This is a genomic window from Leptotrichia sp. SK-5 (assembly GCF_055387215.1).
This window is the reverse complement of sequence record NZ_AP028931.1, coordinates 1402913-1422622: the sequence shown is the minus strand read 5'-3', so window position 1 is coordinate 1422622 and position 19710 is coordinate 1402913. Positions and strand designations below refer to the sequence as shown.

Genomic DNA, 19710 nt, shown 5'->3' with positions numbered 1-19710 from the left:
TAAAAAGCATTTAATTTTGAGAAGTTTTTATTTTATAAAAGAAAAAGTTTATGAAATTGGAAAGTTTTTTGGTTTGAGAATAAAAAAATTGATTATTGTTCTTTTTTTTGATATACTTTGTATGAGGTGATTTTATGGTTAAAAGAACTGAATACTTGGAAAAATTGAAAAAAGTAAAAGATATGCAGATAATAAAGGTTATCACAGGCGTTAGGCGGTGCGGAAAATCTACATTGCTGTCTCAATTTAGAAATTTTTTAATAGAATCTGGTGTCTTAGAAGAACAGATAATTTCTATAAACTTTGAGGATTTGAAGTTTGAAGATTTAAAAAATTATAGAGCATTGTATCAATATATAGAAGAAAGGCTTGTGCCTAATAAAAAAAATTATATATTTATTGATGAAATTCAGGAAGTTGAGAATTTTCAAAGGGCAGTAGATTCTTTATTTATAAAAGATAATACGGATATTTATATAACAGGCTCCAATGCGATGATGTTATCTGGCGAGCTGGCAACATTGCTTTCAGGCAGATATATTGAAATATCTATATTGCCCTTATCTTTTTCTGAATATCTTAAATTCAATGAAACACAGGATGTGAGACAGGCTTGGAATAAATATTTTGAAAATGGCGGATTTCCTTATGCGACACAAATAAATGATGATGATATAAGAAAAGACTATTTAATGGGAATATACAACACAGTTTTGCTAAAAGATATAGTTGCAAGAAATAAAGTACAGGACATTACTTTACTTGAATCTGTAGTAAAATTTCTATTTGAAAACATTGGAAATATTGTTTCACCCAAAAAAATAGCAGATATACTTGTTTCTTATGGCAGAAAAACTACATCGTCTACTGTTGAAAATTATATAGAAGCCTTGAAATCGTCGTTTATATTGTACAAAGCTGGACGTTATGATATAAAAGGAAAGCAACATTTAAAGTCGCTGGAGAAATATTACATAGTTGACATAGGACTAAGAAAATTGCTTATAAATAAAAAACATAGCGATATTGGGCATATTTTGGAAAATATAGTTTATTTGGAATTGATTAGGCGTGGATATACTGTGTATATTGGTAAAATTGGAGATCTGGAAATAGATTTTATAGCAGAACGAAATAACGAAAGAGAATACTATCAAGTGTCAGCAACGATACTTGATGAAAATACATTCAAGAGAGAGATAACGCCATTAAAGAAAGTTAAGGATAATTTTCAGAAGTTTATAATTTCGATGGATGAAATAAATTTAAGCGAAGATGGAATAAAGCATTTAAATATTTTAGATTTTTTACAAAATAGAGATAATTAGAACAAAAAATTAATAACAGAATAATTGGAGGAATTAATGAAAAAAATACTACTAGGATTGTTTATTTTGGGAACATTGGGAATGGCACAAAGTAATTATGAGGTTTATGTAAAAAGTGGGGTTAAAATTTCACAAAGTGAAGTTGATAGGGATAGTAAAGAAATTGAAAATATTGTTAATAAAATGATTAATGATTATGAAACACGAGATAAAAAAATTATGTTAGAAAAATTTAGAGCTATAACTTTAAGGGAAACGAAAAATGATGATGATTATAAAAACTTTAATGCTAAAGATAAAGAGTTTTATGATAAAATGAATGAAATTATGGTAAATGAAATGATGATTAGTTTAGCTAAAACTGCAAAATATGTTCCAAAATCTATTTTGTTTACAAGTAAAAATATAGCTAAAGTGGAAATAACAGAAATAGTACCTAATTTTGATAATATTTCTAATACTGATTTTGACAGAGCAATTAAAAAAGCAGGAGTGACAGATGAAGAAATGAATAATTTGGAGCATATTAGTGATTTAAGTAATCAGAAAAAAGAAAGATTTTTTAAATATCTTAGTGAAGAAATAAAAAAAGAATTGAGTGAAACTACTGAAGAAAACCGTTCTCTTGAATTTAAAAAAGTAAGCGGAAAGTGGCAAACAAAAGATAAATTATATGATTTACCAGAGTCTGATTAAAAATTATACTAAAAGATTTATTTATAAGGAGGAAGTTATAAAATGGGGAAATTTTGGAATGATAAAATAAAGGAAATAGAGCCTTATACGCCGGGAGAACAGCCGAAAGATAAAAAATATATTAAACTTAATACAAATGAAAATCCTTATCCGCCATCAGCGAAAGTTATAGAAAAGATAAAATCTATGAATTTGGAAGATTTGAAATTGTATCCAGATCCAGATGTAATGGAGCTTGGAAAAGTTATTGCTGAATATTTTTCTAATAAAATGAATGATAAAATTACACGTAAGCAAGTGTTTATTGGAAATGGATCGGATGAAGTTCTGGCATTTATTTTTATGACATTTTTTAATGCGGGAGATAAAGTGTATTATCCAGATATTACATACAGTTTTTATCCAGTTTATGCCGATTTATTTAATGTGAAGGAAGTCAAAATTCCGTTAAATAACAGTTTTGAAATTGAAATTCAAAAATATTTTGGCTTGGATGGGCATATAGTTATCGCAAATCCGAATGCACCGACTTCGATTGCTTTAAAATCGGATGAAATTGAAGAAATAGTAAAAAATAATACAAATCAGCTAGTTATCGTTGACGAGGCGTATGTTGACTTTGGGGCAGAAAGTGCTGTAAAATTAATAAATAAATACGATAACGTTCTTGTAGTTCAAACATTTTCAAAATCACGTTCTATGGCGGGAATACGGCTTGGATATGCACTTGGCTCTGAAAATATAATTGAAGGTTTGAATAGACTAAAATTTTCATTTAACTCATACACAATCGACAGAATTTCAATTGAAGCTGGAATTGAGTCGTTTAAGGATGATGAATATTTTGAAAAAACTAATGCTAAAATTATTCAGACTAGAGAAAAAACGGTTGAAAAATTGAAAAAATTAGGATTTAAAGTATTAAATTCAAGTGCTAATTTTATTTTTATTTCTCATAACAAAGTTTTCGCAGGCGATTTGTATAAACAGCTAAAAGAAAATGGAGTTTTAGTAAGATATTTTGCAAAAGATAGAATTGATAATTATTTGAGGGTTACGATTGGGACGGATGAGGAAATGCAGATTTTTATTGAGAAATTGGAAGAAATTATTTTTTAAAAGGAAAAAGTTTTGATTTGAAGATTTATATCAATGACTTATTAGTGGTTTTTATTTCGACAAGGGGAGATTCAATGCCCCTTGCTAAGTTTTAATAAATAAATCTTCTTTGCTAAAATCTGTAATTTTAATACTTTATAAATTATAAAAGAACTTGTAATAATCTACAAAACCTTCTATAATTTCTTGTTTTGATTGAATATCGTACTCTTCCATTTCTATACCATTATTTTTTAAACTAATAATCCATTCGCCATCAATCATAGTTCCAACATCCATATCAATACCATATTTTACTTTTTCTAGTAACGGAACATCAGAAACATCCCCTAGACAATACAAATATCCACACAATACACGTAGACATTCGGAACTATCATAAAATTTACTTTCTCTTTCTGTAATTGCTCTTTCAAATTCTTTATTTAGAAGAAAAATTATTTCATTTTTATCAATTTTATCAAAATCAAAACCTAATTTCCTTATAAAAAATTCAGCTCTTTCTTCAGCATAGAGTACATTTTTAGCTTCCTCGTAAAGCATATTTTCACCTCCTATCTTTTGTTAAATTACCCACTAAATTATAACACGATTTTTAATATTTTAAAATAAATTTCTTGTTTTTTGGTTAATCTTGAAAAAGAGAAAAAAATAGATTATACTATTTATAATTAAAGGTATAATGAAAGGATGAAGTTATGAGAAAATCTAAAATTGAAAGAAATACATTTGAAACAAAAATAAAAGTTGAATTAAATATTGATGGAACTGGGAAATATGAAAATAATACAGGGGTTGGATTTTTGGATCATATGCTTGATTTGTTTGCAAAGCATGGGAGATTTGATTTGAAGGTTTATTGTGATGGGGATACGCAGGTGGATGATCATCATAGTACGGAAGATATTGGAATTGCATTGGGGAAATGTTTTTATGAGGCGTTAGGGGACTTGAAGGGTGTGAGAAGGTATGGGAACTTTCTTTTGCCGATGGATGAGGCTCTGACGTTAGTTGCTGTTGATTTAAGTGGAAGATATTTTTTGAATTTTGATGTAAATATTCCGACTGAAAAAGTTGGGACTTTTGATGCAGAATTGGTGGAAGAGTTTTTCATTGGCTTTACACGGCATTTGAATGCGACGTTGCATATAAAGAATATGGCTGGGACAAATTCGCATCATATAATTGAGTCGATTTTTAAGGGAGTTGCTAGAGCTTTGGCAGAGGCTGTGAGCATTGATGAGAAATATAGGGATGAGATTCCTTCGACTAAGGGGGTTTTGGTTTAGTGAGAGTTAAGAAGATACTGTTTATAAGTATGTTTTCTTTGATGTATTCAGTAAATTCGTTTACTAAACCATTATATAATGAAAATGTAGCAAAAGAAATAAAAAAAACCACAATAAATTTATTTATTGAAACTTCTTTTGAAAAAAATATCAAAAAAAAATTAGAAGATATAGAAAAAAAATATCTGGAAAGTTATTATAATCATGAAAAAAAGAAATTAATACATGATAAGCAAAGGATAGTCGATGATGAAAAAAATATATTTTATCGTTACAATGAAGGAATATATAAACTATTTAATGAAAGTACTAAAAATTGGTACACCTTTGTAAGTGAAGAAGCCCACTTTGCATTATATTTAAGTGAAAAATATGAAATTGGTTTACATTCTGATATAACTATGGTAGATGGGCATTTTGTTGAATCTGCTTTTTTTAGAAAAGAGGATTATAAAAGAATTTTAGAGATAGCAAAAATAATTGACGAATTAAATTCTGATAATAAAAAAACTTTAAATCTAAATGTAATTAGAAGAGCAAAAGAAGAGTATGTAAAAGAAAATAATAGGATGAATAAAAAATACGACGAATTATATTATCTCGTTAAAGATGATATTTTTACTGATGACTCATCGTATGGATTTGACTCTCCTCTCGGATGTGAACTTCCAGCATTATCAGAACAATCAAATGGATTGTTGAGTTCACAAAGGGAGTGGCTAGAATTTAGAGAAAATGAGGCACAAATGTATTTTATTCTAGCAAACAAAGATGAAGGTGTGTATTATGGAAAACTTTTTGAAATAACGAAACGGAGAACGGATTATTTAGAAAATGTTATTGAGAATATAAAGAAAAGTGAAAAATATAAGGAAGAACAGAAAAATTAGAAAATTAGAAATAAAAATTTAAGGGGCTGTCCCATAAGGTAAATAAAATTACCAAATCATAAATTTTATATATTTTACTATATTGATAAAATCAATAAAAATAATATCTGTTGATTTTTAAAAATATATAATATTTATGTTAGTAAAGTTATTTTTGACCTATGAGACACCCCCAAACAAATTATTTAGTTTTTTAAAATTATTGTTTCAATAGAAAGTCTATAATTTTTTTTCTCTCAATTCCATTTATGTTGAATTTAGTTAAATTATCCATAGAAAGAACATATTTGGGATAATTATCTTTAATGTCTTTTAATGGTGCAAATTCTCTTTCAATAGTGTCGTCAGAAGCCAGAAGATAAGTAACTTGAATGTATAATTTTTCATTTTCTTTTTGTCCTATAAAATCAATTTCTTTTGTCTTTAGCTTTCCGATATTTACATTGTACTTTCTTCTTAATAATTCTAAATAAATAATGTTTTCAAGATGTCCAGCAATATCATTTGCTCTATATCCTAATTGAGAATGTTTTAATCCTAAATCAAGAAGATAAAATTTTTCTTGCGTTTCTAAAATGGATTTTCCTTTTATGTCGTATCTTTGAACTTTTGAAATAATATAGGCATTTTCAAGTGCTTTTAGATAATTGTAGACGGTTTCAGTGCTTAACTTTCTGCCTTGATTTTTTAAAAAATCTGAAATTTTTTTTGCAGAAAAAGTATTTCCGATATTATCAAAAATAAATAAAATAACTCTTTCCAGTAATTCAATATCTCTTATATTATTTCTTGAAATAACATCTTTTAATAAAACAGAATTATAAATATCAGTCAAATATTGATAAATCGAAGTTTTATCTTGACTAAAATTATGAATGGCAGGAAGTCCTCCAAACTTCAGATATTGTTCAAAATATTCCTCTGTAGTGTAAATTTTCTGCGGATTTTGAATTTTAGAAAATTTTATAAATTCTTTAAAGGATAAAGGAAAAACTTTTATTTCAACATATCTTCCCGCGATATAAGTGGCAAGTTCAGAAGATAATAAATTAGCATTAGAGCCTGTAATATAAATATCACAGTTCAAGTCTACCAATAATGAATTTATTGCTTTTTCCCAAGAATCAACTTCCTGAATTTCGTCAAGCAATATATAGATTTTTCCAGTTATATTTTGGGATTTCTCAATAATATAACTGTATAAATTTTTAAAATTTGTTAATTCGGCAAACATTAAAGACTCAAAATTAATAAAAATAATATTTTCCTTGTTTATCCCATTTTCTTCAAGTTCTTTAGATATTAATTTTAATATCATAGATTTACCACTTCTACGCATACCAGTAATAACTTTTATTACAGGTTTATCCATAAATTTTCTGATTTCTTTTAAATATTGTTCTCTTTTTATCATTTTATCACCGCCTATATAAGAAAATTATATCATTTATTACAAAGTTTTACAACTTATAAGAGAAAAAATCTAAAATTTTTTAACTTATTTCTATTATATAAGAAAAAATTATCAAAAGTATTTCCCTATCTTTTTTTGAAATTATATGATAAGATAAAATAAAACAATATTATAAGAGGAAAAGTATAAATATGGAAGAAAAAGAAATGAAAAATGTTAATAAAAATAGTAAATAAAAGTAGAGTGTAAAAATAATGAAAAATAGATAATTTTATGAAATAGAAAAAGAAGTGGTTATATTTTGCTTCTTTTTTGAATATATATATAAAATAAATTTGAAAGTTGGAGAAAGGAAAGTATGGATGAGAAATTAATTAATCTTCAAATAGGAGCTTTGCTACATGATGTTGGAAAAATAGTACGAAGGGCTGGTGTGAGCAGTAAGAAACATTCTATTGCAGGAGCTAATTATTTGGAGAAAGAAGAATTACTAGATGTAGAAAAATATAAAGAAATTTACGATATGATAAAGTATCATCATAATGAAGAAATAAATGAAGAAATGGAAGAAAATAATAAATTAGATGATAATTCTTTAGCATATATTATTTATGAAGCTGATAATATAGCATCAGGGGTAGAAAGAATAAAATATGATGAAGAAGGGGAGAAGATAGAAGTTGCAGGAATAGAAGCAATGCCCTTAAATTCAATATTCAATAGACTTAATGTAAAAAAAAATAAAATAGAAAAAAAATTCAAATCTTTAACGCATGATAGATATAATTTTAATATGCCAAAAGAAAAAATAGATAACGATAAGATAGAAAATATTGAATATTTGAAGGTATTAGAGGGATTAAGAGATGATTTGGCAGAAATGAAAGAAAAAGATATTCTAACACCAGAAAAGCTAAATTCAGTATTGGAAGAAAGTTGTGTATATTTTCCCTCAAGTTCATATGCAGATTATCCAGATGTTTCTTACTATGATCATGTAAAATTGACAGCAGCAGTTGCTTCATGCATGTATATTTATGATGCTGAAAAAGAAAATAATGAAATAAATTATAAAGATAAATATTTTAAAAAAGATGAAAGAGAAAAACTAAAATTTTTATTTGTATCAGCTGAATTTACAGGGATACAAAATTTTATTTATACAATAACATCTAAAATAGCTATGAAATCATTGAGAGGGCGTTCATTTTATCTGGAACTTTTCATTGAGCATATAATAGATGAGATTTTGGAAGCATTGAATTTATCAAGAGTAAACTTGGTTTATTCTGCAGGAAGCCAGTTTTATATGTTGTTGCCAAATATTCCTAAAACTGTGAGGGTTTTAGAAGAATATAAAAATATAATAAATGATTTTCTTCTAAAAGAACTTGGAACATCAGTTTATTATGAAATATCGTATACTGGGACATCAATAGAAGAATTAGGAAATGGCTTAAGTCAAGATATAAAAAAAGAAAACAAACTTAAAGAAATTTTAAAAAGAAATTTTAATGAAACTTCTCGAAAAAAACTTAACAGATACTCTCAAGAACAATTAGAAGGAATATTTGATGAAAATAATGCATTAAATGAAATTCATAGTGATACAAAAGAATGCGAGATTTGTAAAAAAACTGAAAAAGAAGATATTTTGATAAAAAATTCTCAAAAAGAGAGCAATGGAAATCTTGAAATATGTAATTCTTGCAAAAATTATATTAAATTGGGAAAAGATATTTCAAAATCATTTCATTTGCGAGATAAAAGAGCATTTTTTGTGGAGGAAAATTGTAGTGAAAATAATGATAAATTAAAATTTCCAAAATATCCGAAAGGGTTTGTAGAAATAAATTTTAAAAGTTTTCAGACAGTTGAGGAAGTGGAAAAAGAAAGTGACAAATTTTATAGATTTTATTCGATAAATACTAATTATTTGGGAAAAGGAAATTCTAGAAATATTAAAGTTGGAAACTATAATGTAAAATCAAAGAATAAAGAAAATAGTCTTGTCGAATTTGAAGAATTAGTAAAAAAAGCCAAAGGAATTGAAAGACTTGCTGTATTAAGAGCGGACATTGATAATTTGGGAACTTTATTTCGGACAGGTTTTGAAGACAAAGAGTATATCAACACAAGTGGAGAAAAGGAACCGTATAAATTTGTAAGATTTTCAAAAACAGTCGTTTTGTCAAGATATTTATCTGATTTTTTTAAAAGAGTGATAAATTTAATACTGGAAAGAAAAAGTTTAATTGTTGAAAAAAATGAATTATTTAAAGAGTACTGTAATTTAATAACAGAAAGAATAGAAGAAAAAGAAGAAGAAAGAAATATTGTACTTGTGTATTCTGGCGGAGATGATGTATTTGCAATAGGAACTTGGAATGATATTATTGAATTTTCAGTGGATTTAAGGATAGCTTTTAAAGAGTTTTCAAGTGATAGAGTTACATTATCGGCAGGAATAGGATTCTTTGATGAAAATTACCCAATATTTCAAATGGCACAAAAAACAGGAAAATTGGAAAAACTGGCAAAATCATATAATGAAAATAAGTCTGGAAAATCTACTAAAGATGCCGTTACACTATTTGGAATGAACAAACACAGTAAAATCAATCATATTTATAAGTGGGCGGATTTTATAGAGAAAGTTTTAAATGAAAAATATAGATATTTGAAATCTGTAATTAGTTTGAAAGAGGATAAAGAAACAGATAAAGTCTTTGTAGGAAAAACAAAATGGTTTGGTCTTATGAAGCTTATAAGAAGTCAATTTGAAAAAAACGATGATGGGAAAATTGATATTGCTAGATTTGCTTATTCACTTGCGAGAATAACATATGATAAAAAAAATAAGAAACAGGAAAAAAATTATTTAGATTTAAAAAAACAATTGTTTGAATGGATAAAAAAAGAAGAAGATGCAAAGCAATTATTTACAGCAATAAATATATTGATTTATGAATATAGAGAAAATAAATAATTTTAAAATAAAAAAAGTTATTGAACAGGTTTATTATAGAATAAAAATTTATTACAAATTTAGAAAGGAGTTTGTTATGGAAAATAAAACAGTGGAAGAATTAGTAAAAGAAAATAAAAATAATATGGTTACAACAACACAGCTAAGACAACTTTTGTCAAATTCAGTAATAGTAAAAAATAAAATATCTTCAAAGGTACTAAAGAAAGAAGACAAATTATCAGATAAATTATTAAACGATGTAAAATATCTTTTAATAAAACACACATATCAATGTGGTAGAGAATTTAAAGTAAAGGAATTTGATAAAAAATTTAAAATTTCGGAAAAATTGAAAAAAATAAAAACTAAAGAAGATTTCGATATATTTTATCGTTATTTAGAAGAAATAATAGCATATGTGAAATATTATATTGGATAATAGAATTAAAAATAAAAAATAGGAGTTAAAATAGTTATGAATACATTAAAAGGAAAATTTATTATAACAGGAAAAATAAAAGTTTTAACAGGGCTTCATATAGGGACATCTGGAGATTTTTCTGCAATAGGGGCAGTAGATAATATTGTAATTAGAGATATAGTTACAAATAAACCAATAATACCAGGCTCTTCACTAAAGGGGAAAATGAGATATTTGCTTTCAAGATCTAAATATAATAATAATTCTACATTAACAATGTCCGATATAAAAAAAGAGAATTATGAAATAAAAAGATTATTTGGAGCTTCTGAACCGATAGTTTTGTCAAGATTACAGTTTTGTGACATGTTACTTAGTGAAAAAAAATTTGAAAGAGATTTTGAATTTGATTTACCGTATACGGAAATAAAATTTGAAAACACGATAAACAGAATAACTGGAAAAACTATGCCAAGACAGCAAGAAAGAGTTCCAGCAGGTTCAGAATTTGATTTTAAATTAATTTATAATGTTGAAAATAAAGAAAATATGGAAGAGGAAGTAAAAACAGATTTTGAAAATATAGTTTCAATGTTTGAATTATTGGAAGATGATTATTTGGGAGGACATGGAACAAGAGGATACGGGCGTGTTAAATTTGAAAATTTAGGATTGGCGGAAAAAGTATACATTGATGAAAATAAAGATGAAATAGAATATTTGAAACTAGAAATTGAAAACATTAAAAATTATAGCGAAAGATTCGGGAAGTAGGAGAAAATAATGGTTTATTTACTGTATAAATTAAAATTTCCAAGCGGAATCCATATTGGTACAAATGCTTCTTTAGAAGCGACGAACGTAACTGTAAATTCTGATATATTTTATTCTGCTTTTTATTCTGAATATGTAAAAATATTTGGAGATAGCGATAAGGAATTGCTGGAGCTAACGGAAAAAGATGAATTTAAAGTATCAGATTTATTGCCATTTAAAGAAATGGAAACAGAAACTGCCTTTTATCTTCCAAAGCCTGTTGTAAATGATATAGAAAGAAAACAAAATGATGATGAAAGTGAGCAAGTTGCAGATAGAAAAAAGATAAAAGAATTAAATTATATACGTGCAAGCAGATTAAAAGAATATTTTGATTTTTTAGAAACGTGGGGAAATTTTTCTGAAGATAATGATTTTGGTGAAAAGGAACTGCATATTAAAAATAATATTTCGAGAATCGGAGAAGATCCGGAACTTTATAATATTGAAGTCTTTAAATTTAATAAAGCTTCAGGGCTTTATGTTATTGTACGATTACCAGAAAAATGGAAGAAAAAATTTGAAAATGTATTGGAAAGTTTGTCATTAACAGGAATAGGGGGCAAAAAGAGTGCGGGATATGGTCAGTTTAATGTTGCAGGTGATGTTATGACATTTGATGGGAAATATTTTGATATAATTAATTCTAAGGATGATAAATTTATAAATGAATCTTTGTATAAAGAAAGTGAGAAATATTTACTTTTATCATCATATTTGCCACAAAAATATGAAATTGAAAAAATTAAAAATAAAGCAAATGGCTATCAATTAATAAAAAGAAGTGGGTTTGTAAATAGCCCGAAGTATAGTGAAAATCCGCAAAAGAGAAAGCAAGTTTATATGATTTCTTCAGGAGCAGTATTAAATTTTAAACCAGCAGGAAAATTTACAGATTTAAAATTACATGGGAATCACAGTATATATAAAATGGGAAAACCAATAGTTATAGGAGTGGCTTATGGGAAAGATAGTTAAATATAAAATAGAACTTGAAGTTTTGACGCCTGTGCATATTGCGGGAGCTGATTATAAGTCGAGATTGAATAAGACAGAATATTTGTTTAACCCGATGACAAATGAGTTGAAAATAATAGATAATAATAAATTTATTGATTTTTTAATAGAGAAAAAAATTGTAAACAAGTATACGGACGATATTAAAAAGTTGAGTTTGTCTAATTTTTTAAGAGAGCATAAGCTTTATAAAGATTTAAATAAATTTACTAAAAAAATTTACAAAAATTTAGATATAGAATTTAAAGATGAAGAAAAAAAACGATTAAATATTATAAAGTTATTAACTAAAAATGCAGAAGGTAAAGTATATATCCCAGGAAGTTCGATAAAAGGGGCTTTAGTGAATTTTTTACTAGTTGATTATATTGTCAAAAATAGAAATGAATTTGTTAATGAAATAAATCAGATAAAAAAAGAACTTGAAGATTTTGTTAAAAAAAAATTTGATTCTTTCAAAGAAAAAATGAAAAAGCTGGAAAACGCAGAAAAACTAATAAATGAGATACAAAAAAAAATATTATATGAAAAATTATATGACGAGAATTCAGACAAGAATATCAAAAAATTTGGGATGTCAGTATCTGATAGTTTCAAAAACAAAAAAGATGTAAAAATTAATTTTTATCAAGATATAGATGAAAAAATAGATGATACTGATGATAATGGCGAAACTTATTTGTCAGAAATCAAAGAATATATAGAACCTAAAAACATATTTGAATTTGATATTACTTTAGATTTTGAAATGCTTTCAAAAACTAGGCTGAAAATAAATGATTTTGATGATTTGATAAATTCTCTGGAAAAAGCCACGAATTATTTAATAGAAAATACTTTAGAACTGCCAAATGAACTGTGCGGTCAAAATTTAATATTAGGTGCAAATACAGGATTTCATCAAAAAACAATTGTTCACGCATTATTTGATGATAAAAATGAAAGAACTCAAGTTTTGAAAAAATTGCTCGAAGGCAGAAAAAATAAAATGCTACACTTAAATGACAAAAATTTTCCAAGAACAATTAACAGGATTAGAAAAAATGGAGAATTAAAATTAGCAGGATTAGTTAAAATCAGGAAAATATCTGAAAAGGAAGTAGGGAAATAAGAAATGCTTGGAAAAATAGAAATGGAAATTGAAGGAAATGGATTAGATGTGAATATGAGTTCGCTTTTTCATGGATATTTGATGAACAGTATCGATTCTAATTATGTTGATTATTTACATTATAATGAAACACATCCTTATACTTCGTGTATTTATAAAGATATGGAAAGTGGAAAAATATTTTGGAAAATAACGACTTTTAATAAGAATGCCTATGAGATGTTAATAAAATATTTTTTGGAAAACGATATAAAAAATATTTATCTGAAGAAAAAAGGAATCGAAGTATTTGTAAAATCGGTTTCTATGACAAAAACATCTTTTGAGGAACTGTTTTTAAATTCTGAGAAAAAAAATAAAATACATTTTTTGACACCGACAACTCATAAATTAAATGGCGAATTGCAAATATTTCCTAATATTTCAACATTACTTCTGGGAGTAATAAATAAAGTAAATCAGCATTCAGATACAATTAAATTGGAAGATGAAGATGTGATAATTGATTTTTTGGAAAAAGTATACATTGATGAATATTATTTACGAACAAAATATTTCTTTTTGGAAAAAATTAGAATTAAAGGTTTTATTGGAAATGTAAAAATAAAAAGTAAAGACGAGGTGTTTTGCCAGCTTTTGAATTTTTTGCTGCAAGTGTCTGAATATACAGGACTTGGAGTAAAAACGGCATTAGGAATGGGCGGAATAAAACTTGAATATTGATATTGAAGAAAAAAATAAAAAAGGGAAAAAGACATCTTTACAATTGTCGTAATTTATGATATTATAGATAACAAGAGAAGAGCTTTTTTAAAAAAACTTCTAAATTCTTTTGGGAATAGAATTCAAAGATCAGCTTTTGAATGTTTACTGACTAGAGAAAAATATGAAATTCTTTTAAAAAAAGTAGAAAAGTTTGCAGAAGAAGATGATTTGATAAGAATATACATACTTAATCAAAATGCAAAAAAAGTAGTCTACGGCGAATTAACAGAAATTGAAAACGAAGATTATTATTTCATATAAACATATAAAATTGCCACGATACTTTAAAAATGGGACTTAGAACATATTTTTTACTTTTTTGGAAAAGAAAACTGAAAATTTAAGCAAGTCTCACGGAAATAGTCAAATAACATACCATAAAATAAGGGGTTAATTGCAGGTAGGTTTATATACTCCGAGAGGAGACGGAAACTTATATTTCCTATTTAGTTCTTTAAGTATTATCATAAGCTCACTTGAGTTTATATACTCCGAGAGGAGACGGAAACTTTAGCTGTATTTAATTTGTAAAAGGATAGAACTCCGAAAGGAGACGGAAACTAATATTTTAAAATTAAAATGTCTATAATAAGGCATTTTTTTTGTTTTATAAATTGCAATATGTTCATAAGATGAAAATTTATTGTTTTTTCTGAAATAACATTGTATAATGTATTTAAATAAATTATTAAAAATAACAAATGAACAAACAATAAAATAGAAAGGACTTTTTTTATTTATGATTGCAGTGATTGATTATGGAGTGGGCAATCTTTTTTCCTTGCTATCTTCGTTGAAGTATGTCGGACTGGATACAAAGCTGACTAATAATATTGAAGAGATAAAAAATGCTAAGGGGATAATATTGCCAGGAGTCGGGGCTTTTAGAGATGCTATTGGGAATTTGGAAAAATATGGGCTAAAAGAGACTTTGATAAATGAAGCGAAGAACGGAAAGCCGTTTTTGGGGATTTGTCTTGGTATGCAGATGCTTTTTGAAAAAAGTTATGAATATGGTGAATATGAAGGGCTTGGGCTTATAAATGGAACAGTTGAGGAAATAAAAAAATATATTTCAAAAAATTCTGATTTGAAAATACCTCATATGGGCTGGAATAGTTTGATTATAAATGATAGTTTTAAGGATGATAAAATTTTAAAAGATGTAAACGATAATGAATATGTTTATTATGTTCATTCGTATTTTGCAAAAACAGATATGAAAAATATTGTCGCATATTCAGAGTATGGGACAAAAATACCTGGAATTGTAAAAAATGAAAATGTCTATGGAATGCAGTTTCATCCTGAAAAAAGTGGAGATACTGGATTGAAGTTATTAAAAAACTGGGGAGAATTAATAAAATAAAATTAACATTATGATTATTTTGTTTAATTTATTGATTTTCTAGCTTTGATAACTTATTTTTTTAATTGAGAAAGAGGTATTTATGAAAAAAATGATATTATTGATAAGCCTTCTTGTTGTAGTGAATATGAATGCTAAAAGCCGAAGTGAAATGATAAGGCAGGATTTGTCAAAATTAGGAGTTTCTCAGGAAATAATAGTAAAAACAATAGAACTGGATAAAAAAATACCTAATGTAGTGAGTGAACCTGATAGGGAAAAAGTAAAAAAACTAGCATTAGAAATTGAAGAATTGCTGAAAAAGAATGAGAAGAATTTTGTATTGTCAGAAAATTTGATAAATATTTATAATGCACTTGGAAGAAGTGATGCTGAAAAATTAAATAATTTTAAGAGGTATGAAAAATATAATCCTTATGAAGTGTCAAAATTATTTTTTTCAAATATGTATTATTCTAACAAAGGAGATACAGTAGCGTTTGATAAAAATTATGAAAAACTTAAAAGGGAATATCCTGATTATTTAATTACTAGAATTGCTGTAACATATACGATAGGAAGAGATGCAATCTGGAATGTTATGAAAAACGATGAAAAAGCGGCACTTGCAAGTTTAAATTCCATTATGAAGATGTGCGATGATAAAACAAAAACAGAGGAATCACATATTTCTGACGAGCAGGCCTGGGCGTACAAATTAACGATGGGATGGTTTGCGATAAGTTTTTATTTAAATGAGGATCGTACGCAGGATGCAATTGATTTTTATTATGAAAATTTTGAAGGAAAAAATAAGCCAAGTAAAGAAATATTGTATTACAACAGGTATCAAAACTGGTATATAAAATCAGAGCTGGCAAAGGCGAATAAAACTGATTTTTACAATAATAAGAAAATATTTCAAAAAAATTTGGATAAAATAAGAATGCTTGATTAACATTTTGAGAATTTTTATCAAAGTTAGAATTTGAGTATGGTTGTTGGAGCAGATATTCCAAATATGAGGATTTTTCCTTTGTGTTTTGGAATAAACTAACTTCCTTTGAGAAATTTTGCAGTACATTAAAGAATAGAATTATAAGATAAAAACATATAATATTTGAAGGAGATTAAATTATGATAGAGATTTTTCCAGCAATAGATTTACATAATGGACAGGCAGTAAGATTGAAACAGGGAGATTATAATCAAGTGGAAGTGTTTTTTAAAAATCCTGTTGAAGTTTTGAATTTTTTTAATAAAAATAATTCAAAAAATCTTCATATTGTAGATTTGGACGGAGCAAAAGACGGAAATACTAAAAATTATGAAGTTATAAAGGAACTGGTTGAAAAAAGTGATTTTTTTGTTCAAGTTGGCGGTGGAATCCGTGATGAAGAAAGAATAAAAGAATATATTGAACTTGGTGTAAATAGAGTTATTTTGGGAACAATTGCTGTTGAAAATGAAGAGTTTTTAAGAGAAATGGTAAAAAAATATGGAGATAAAATTGCAGTTTCTGTGGATGCGAAAGATGAAAAAGTTGCTGTAAAGGGATGGACAGAAACCATTGAATTAAATTCAGTTGAGTTTTGCAAAAAGTTATCGGACATTGGAGTAAAAACAATAATTTATACTGATATTTCAAAAGATGGAATGTTAAATGGTACAAATCTTGAAATTTATAAAAAATTGTCCAAAATAGTAAAATCAGATATTATAGCTTCTGGTGGAATTACATTTTTAGATGAAATAAAGGAACTTAATAAAAACGGGGTTTATGGAGCTATTGTTGGAAAGGCGATTTATTCTGGAAATCTTGACTTAAAAGAAGTATTGGAAGTTAGCAAATAATATTTTAAAAATTGTTTAAATGAAATTGAAAATGTAAATATTGCATATTAAAAGAAAGTGGGTGTAAAAATGCTTGCAAAGAGAATTGTTCCCTGTTTGGACGTAAGAAATGGGAAAGTAGTAAAAGGCGTTAATTTTACTGGGATAAAAGAAGTTGATAATCCCGTTGAGTTAGCAAAGTTTTATAATAAATCTGGTGCAGATGAACTTGTTTTTTATGATATTACGGCAACTGTTGAGGAAAGAGGGCTTTTTACTGATATTTTAAAGGAAGTGGCAAGTCAGATATTTATTCCGCTTACTGTTGGCGGCGGGATAAACGCACTAGATGATTTTGACAGAGTGCTAAAAGCGGGGGCAGATAAAGTGAGTATTAATTCAGGTGCGATAAAAAATCCAAAATTAATTGAAGAAGCTGCAAAAAAATATGGAGACCAGTGTGTAGTCTTATCTGTTGATGTGAAAAGAGTAGACGGCAAATTTAAAGTTTTTGCAAAAGGCGGAAGAGAAAATACTGGAATTGATGCAATTGAATGGTTTGTGCAGGGGCAGGAAAATGGAGCTGGAGAAGTTGTTGTGAACAGTATCGATACGGATGGCGTTAAAACTGGCTTTGATTTGGAATTATTATCAATTTTAGCTGAAAAATTGTCAATTCCAATAATTGCGTCAGGTGGAGCTGGAAATATGGAACATTTTAAGGAATTATTTAAAATACCAGGAATTGATGCAGGGCTGGCGGCTTCGATTTTTCATTTTAAAGAAGTGGAAATTATGGAGCTGAAAAGGTATCTGAGGGATAATGGAGTGGAAATGAGGATTTGACGTAATTGATATTTAATTTTAAAATAAAAAAGAGAGATAAGATAATCTTTTAATCTCTCATTAGTTTTCATTTTTTAAAATAGAATCTATATCTCTATGGCTAAAAACAATACGCAAAATAATTATACTTTTTAAATTATCATTTACAGAATAATATAAAACGTAGTTGCTAATCAATTTTTTTCTAATAATAATAGATTCAGATAAAAATTTATTTATAACTTTTGGACAACTGTTTGGAAATAATTGAATATTACTAACAGTTTCTTGAAATTTATTAATAAAAAAAATGTAGTCGTTGGATTGCCTAAATCTATTTTGATGTAATGAAGAATTTGTTCTAAATCATTTTTAGCACTTTTGGTAAATTGATAAGAATATTTAGATTCCATATTTACCTCTTAATTCATTAATAGTATTTTTGCCGTCTAAAATATTGTTATTTTGAACATCTTTTATTCCATCAAGCAGAAGTTTTACTTCTTCAATTTCACGCATAGTTCGTTCATAATATTCAATATCCATTACTACTAGGCGTTCATAACCATTTTTAGTTATAAATACAGGTCCTTGTTCTTCGGAACAGTATTTTTCAATTTCAACAGTATTTTTTAAATCACGAATAGGGATAATTTTCATAGTAATACACTCCTTTACATATTATTTATATCTATGTTATACCATAAATTATGTCACAATAAAACTAAATTTTGAATTTTTAGAAAGGACAAAAAGATGAATATAAGAAAAGAAGAGATTTTAAAAAAACTAAAAGAGATTAATAAAGAGAAATATTCGGTTTTAAAATTAGGTCTTTTTGGAAGTTTTTCAAAAAATATTAATACAAATGATAGTGATATTGATATTCTTGTAAAAATGGAATTTAAGAAGGAGATGTATCAGAATTTTTGTAGTTTACATAAAAAACTGGAAGAAATTTTTCAAAAAAAAGTGGATTTAGTTGATGAAAGTATGTTTGAATATAAATTTAAAAATCCGAAAGTTCAGAAATACAAAGATGAGATAAAGGAAGAAATTTTGCGGAGTGTAATTTATGTGTAAAAAAGGAAGAAACTTCAGTGGAGAAAAAGTTTAGAAATGCTTTATGAAGTTTCTGTTTTTGAAATGGAAGATTTGTTAAAGTATATTTATATATTAAGAAAAAAATTAGAAAAGAGGTAAAAAATGAATATAGAACAAATAAAATTTGACGAAAAAGGGCTTGTCCCCGCAATAATACAAGATTATTATACAAAAGAAGTATTGACACTTGCATATATGAATAAGGAAAGTCTAAAAATAACTTTGAGAGATAAGAAAACTTGTTTTTATAGCAGAAGCAGACAGGAACTTTGGCTAAAAGGAGAAACTTCAGGAAATTACCAGAATGTCGTTTCGGTAAAATATGATTGCGATGCCGATGCTTTGCTTGTCGAAGTAAAAAAGGAAGGCCCTGCTTGCCATACTGGCTCTGAAAGCTGTTTTTTCAATTCCTTATTTGAAGCAGAAAATTACAGTAATTTTAGTCCTGAGAAACTTTATAATTTAATAAAAGATAGAAAGGTCAATCCTGAAGAAAAATCATATACAAGTTATCTTTTTGAAAAAGGGCTTGACAAAATCCTGAAAAAAGTTGGCGAGGAATGTACAGAAGTTATTATTGGTGCTAAAAATAATGATAATGATGAACTGAAATATGAAATTGCAGATTTGTATTATCACACTTTGGTTTTAATGATTGAACAAGGGCTTACTATTCAAGACGTGAAAAATGAACTTGCTAAAAGACATGTTGTTGATCATAAAGTTAAACAGGAAAAAATGGGTGGAGAAAAGTAAAAAAATA

The 19710-nt window shown here is 26.8% G+C and carries 21 protein-coding genes; 18 read left to right on the top strand and 3 right to left on the bottom strand.

Features of this window, described 5'->3' with window-relative positions:
• Window positions 1-134 precede the first annotated feature (134 nt).
• From ACZ5B9_RS07205 to hisC, 3 genes are read left to right on the top strand one after another with little or no spacing between them, the layout of a single operon-like run.
• Entirely contained in the window at window positions 135-1328 is a 1194-nt protein-coding gene (locus ACZ5B9_RS07205; protein ID WP_464421937.1) for an ATP-binding protein, read from the top strand.
• Window positions 1329-1364: 36 nt separating this feature from the next.
• Window positions 1365-2024 (top strand): hypothetical protein, encoded by a 660-nt coding sequence (locus ACZ5B9_RS07200; RefSeq protein WP_464421934.1) that lies wholly within the window; start codon window positions 1365-1367, stop codon window positions 2022-2024.
• Window positions 2025-2066: 42 nt separating this feature from the next.
• Complete coding sequence (hisC, locus tag ACZ5B9_RS07195; protein WP_464421932.1) at window positions 2067-3143, top strand: histidinol-phosphate transaminase; 1077 nt, start codon at window positions 2067-2069, stop codon at window positions 3141-3143.
• A 135-nt stretch (window positions 3144-3278) separates the two neighbouring features.
• On the opposite strand, the gene ACZ5B9_RS07190 is transcribed toward hisC, so the two are convergent.
• Entirely contained in the window at window positions 3279-3686 is a 408-nt protein-coding gene (locus tag ACZ5B9_RS07190; RefSeq protein ID WP_464421929.1) for a hypothetical protein, read from the bottom strand.
• Between the two features lie 155 nt (window positions 3687-3841).
• Between ACZ5B9_RS07190 and hisB the strand changes: the two genes are divergently transcribed.
• Window positions 3842-4432, top strand: a complete 591-nt coding sequence (gene hisB / locus ACZ5B9_RS07185) for an imidazoleglycerol-phosphate dehydratase HisB (RefSeq protein ID WP_464421926.1) — start codon at window positions 3842-3844, stop codon at window positions 4430-4432.
• Entirely contained in the window at window positions 4432-5322 is an 891-nt protein-coding gene (locus ACZ5B9_RS07180; protein WP_464421923.1) for a lysozyme inhibitor LprI family protein, read from the top strand. Before hisB ends, ACZ5B9_RS07180 begins: the two co-directional genes overlap by 1 nt.
• 199 nt (window positions 5323-5521) lie before the next feature.
• On the opposite strand, the gene ACZ5B9_RS07175 is transcribed toward ACZ5B9_RS07180, so the two are convergent.
• Entirely contained in the window at window positions 5522-6736 is a 1215-nt protein-coding gene (locus tag ACZ5B9_RS07175; RefSeq protein WP_464421920.1) for an ATP-binding protein, read from the bottom strand.
• 358 nt (window positions 6737-7094) lie between these two features.
• On the opposite strand from ACZ5B9_RS07175, the gene cas10 reads away from it, so the two are divergent.
• The 11 genes from cas10 (at window position 7095) to hisF (ending at window position 17864) form a co-directional block, all read left to right on the top strand.
• Window positions 7095-9725 (top strand): type III-A CRISPR-associated protein Cas10/Csm1, encoded by a 2631-nt coding sequence (gene cas10 / locus ACZ5B9_RS07170; protein WP_464421917.1) that lies wholly within the window; start codon window positions 7095-7097, stop codon window positions 9723-9725.
• A 76-nt stretch (window positions 9726-9801) separates the two neighbouring features.
• Window positions 9802-10146 (top strand): type III-A CRISPR-associated protein Csm2, encoded by a 345-nt coding sequence (gene csm2 / locus ACZ5B9_RS07165; RefSeq protein ID WP_455041602.1) that lies wholly within the window; start codon window positions 9802-9804, stop codon window positions 10144-10146.
• A gap of 36 nt (window positions 10147-10182) precedes the next feature.
• Entirely contained in the window at window positions 10183-10902 is a 720-nt protein-coding gene (gene csm3, locus ACZ5B9_RS07160; RefSeq protein WP_464421914.1) for a type III-A CRISPR-associated RAMP protein Csm3, read from the top strand.
• A 9-nt stretch (window positions 10903-10911) separates the two neighbouring features.
• Window positions 10912-11922 carry a type III-A CRISPR-associated RAMP protein Csm4 gene (gene csm4 / locus ACZ5B9_RS07155; protein ID WP_464421911.1) on the top strand — a complete coding sequence of 337 codons (1011 nt, stop codon included), beginning with the start codon at window positions 10912-10914 and terminating at the stop codon, window positions 11920-11922.
• Window positions 11906-13072 (top strand): type III-A CRISPR-associated RAMP protein Csm5, encoded by a 1167-nt coding sequence (gene csm5, locus ACZ5B9_RS07150; RefSeq protein ID WP_464421908.1) that lies wholly within the window; start codon window positions 11906-11908, stop codon window positions 13070-13072. Before csm4 ends, csm5 begins: the two co-directional genes overlap by 17 nt.
• Window positions 13073-13075: 3 nt before the next feature.
• A complete protein-coding gene (gene cas6 / locus ACZ5B9_RS07145; protein WP_464421905.1) occupies window positions 13076-13795 on the top strand; it encodes a CRISPR system precrRNA processing endoribonuclease RAMP protein Cas6 in 720 nt (239 codons plus the stop codon).
• A gap of 33 nt (window positions 13796-13828) precedes the next feature.
• Window positions 13829-14098, top strand: a complete 270-nt coding sequence (cas2, locus tag ACZ5B9_RS07140; RefSeq protein ID WP_464423929.1) for a CRISPR-associated endonuclease Cas2 — start codon at window positions 13829-13831, stop codon at window positions 14096-14098.
• Between the two features lie 478 nt (window positions 14099-14576).
• The gene (hisH, locus tag ACZ5B9_RS07135; RefSeq protein WP_464421902.1) at window positions 14577-15206 is read left to right on the top strand and encodes an imidazole glycerol phosphate synthase subunit HisH; all 630 of its coding nucleotides are present in this window, start codon (window positions 14577-14579) and stop codon (window positions 15204-15206) included.
• An 82-nt stretch (window positions 15207-15288) separates the two neighbouring features.
• The gene (locus ACZ5B9_RS07130; protein ID WP_464421900.1) at window positions 15289-16143 is read left to right on the top strand and encodes a hypothetical protein; all 855 of its coding nucleotides are present in this window, start codon (window positions 15289-15291) and stop codon (window positions 16141-16143) included.
• 179 nt (window positions 16144-16322) lie between these two features.
• On the top strand, window positions 16323-17039 hold the full coding sequence (gene hisA, locus ACZ5B9_RS07125) for a 1-(5-phosphoribosyl)-5-[(5-phosphoribosylamino)methylideneamino]imidazole-4-carboxamide isomerase (protein WP_464421897.1): 717 nt from the start codon (window positions 16323-16325) through the stop codon (window positions 17037-17039).
• A 69-nt stretch (window positions 17040-17108) separates the two neighbouring features.
• Complete coding sequence (gene hisF, locus ACZ5B9_RS07120; RefSeq protein WP_464421894.1) at window positions 17109-17864, top strand: imidazole glycerol phosphate synthase subunit HisF; 756 nt, start codon at window positions 17109-17111, stop codon at window positions 17862-17864.
• Window positions 17865-18245: 381 nt separating this feature from the next.
• On the opposite strand, the gene ACZ5B9_RS07115 is transcribed toward hisF, so the two are convergent.
• Window positions 18246-18503, bottom strand: coding sequence for a type II toxin-antitoxin system Phd/YefM family antitoxin (locus tag ACZ5B9_RS07115; protein ID WP_464421892.1), 258 nt, complete (start codon window positions 18501-18503; stop codon window positions 18246-18248).
• A 96-nt stretch (window positions 18504-18599) separates the two neighbouring features.
• Here ACZ5B9_RS07115 and ACZ5B9_RS07110 point away from each other — a divergent pair, with 96 nt between their 5' ends.
• Together ACZ5B9_RS07110 and hisIE are read left to right on the top strand one after the other, a co-directional pair.
• Window positions 18600-18926, top strand: coding sequence for a nucleotidyltransferase family protein (locus ACZ5B9_RS07110; RefSeq protein WP_464421889.1), 327 nt, complete (start codon window positions 18600-18602; stop codon window positions 18924-18926).
• Window positions 18927-19049: 123 nt separating this feature from the next.
• Window positions 19050-19703, top strand: a complete 654-nt coding sequence (hisIE, locus tag ACZ5B9_RS07105; RefSeq protein ID WP_464421886.1) for a bifunctional phosphoribosyl-AMP cyclohydrolase/phosphoribosyl-ATP diphosphatase HisIE — start codon at window positions 19050-19052, stop codon at window positions 19701-19703.
• Window positions 19704-19710 lie beyond the last annotated feature (7 nt).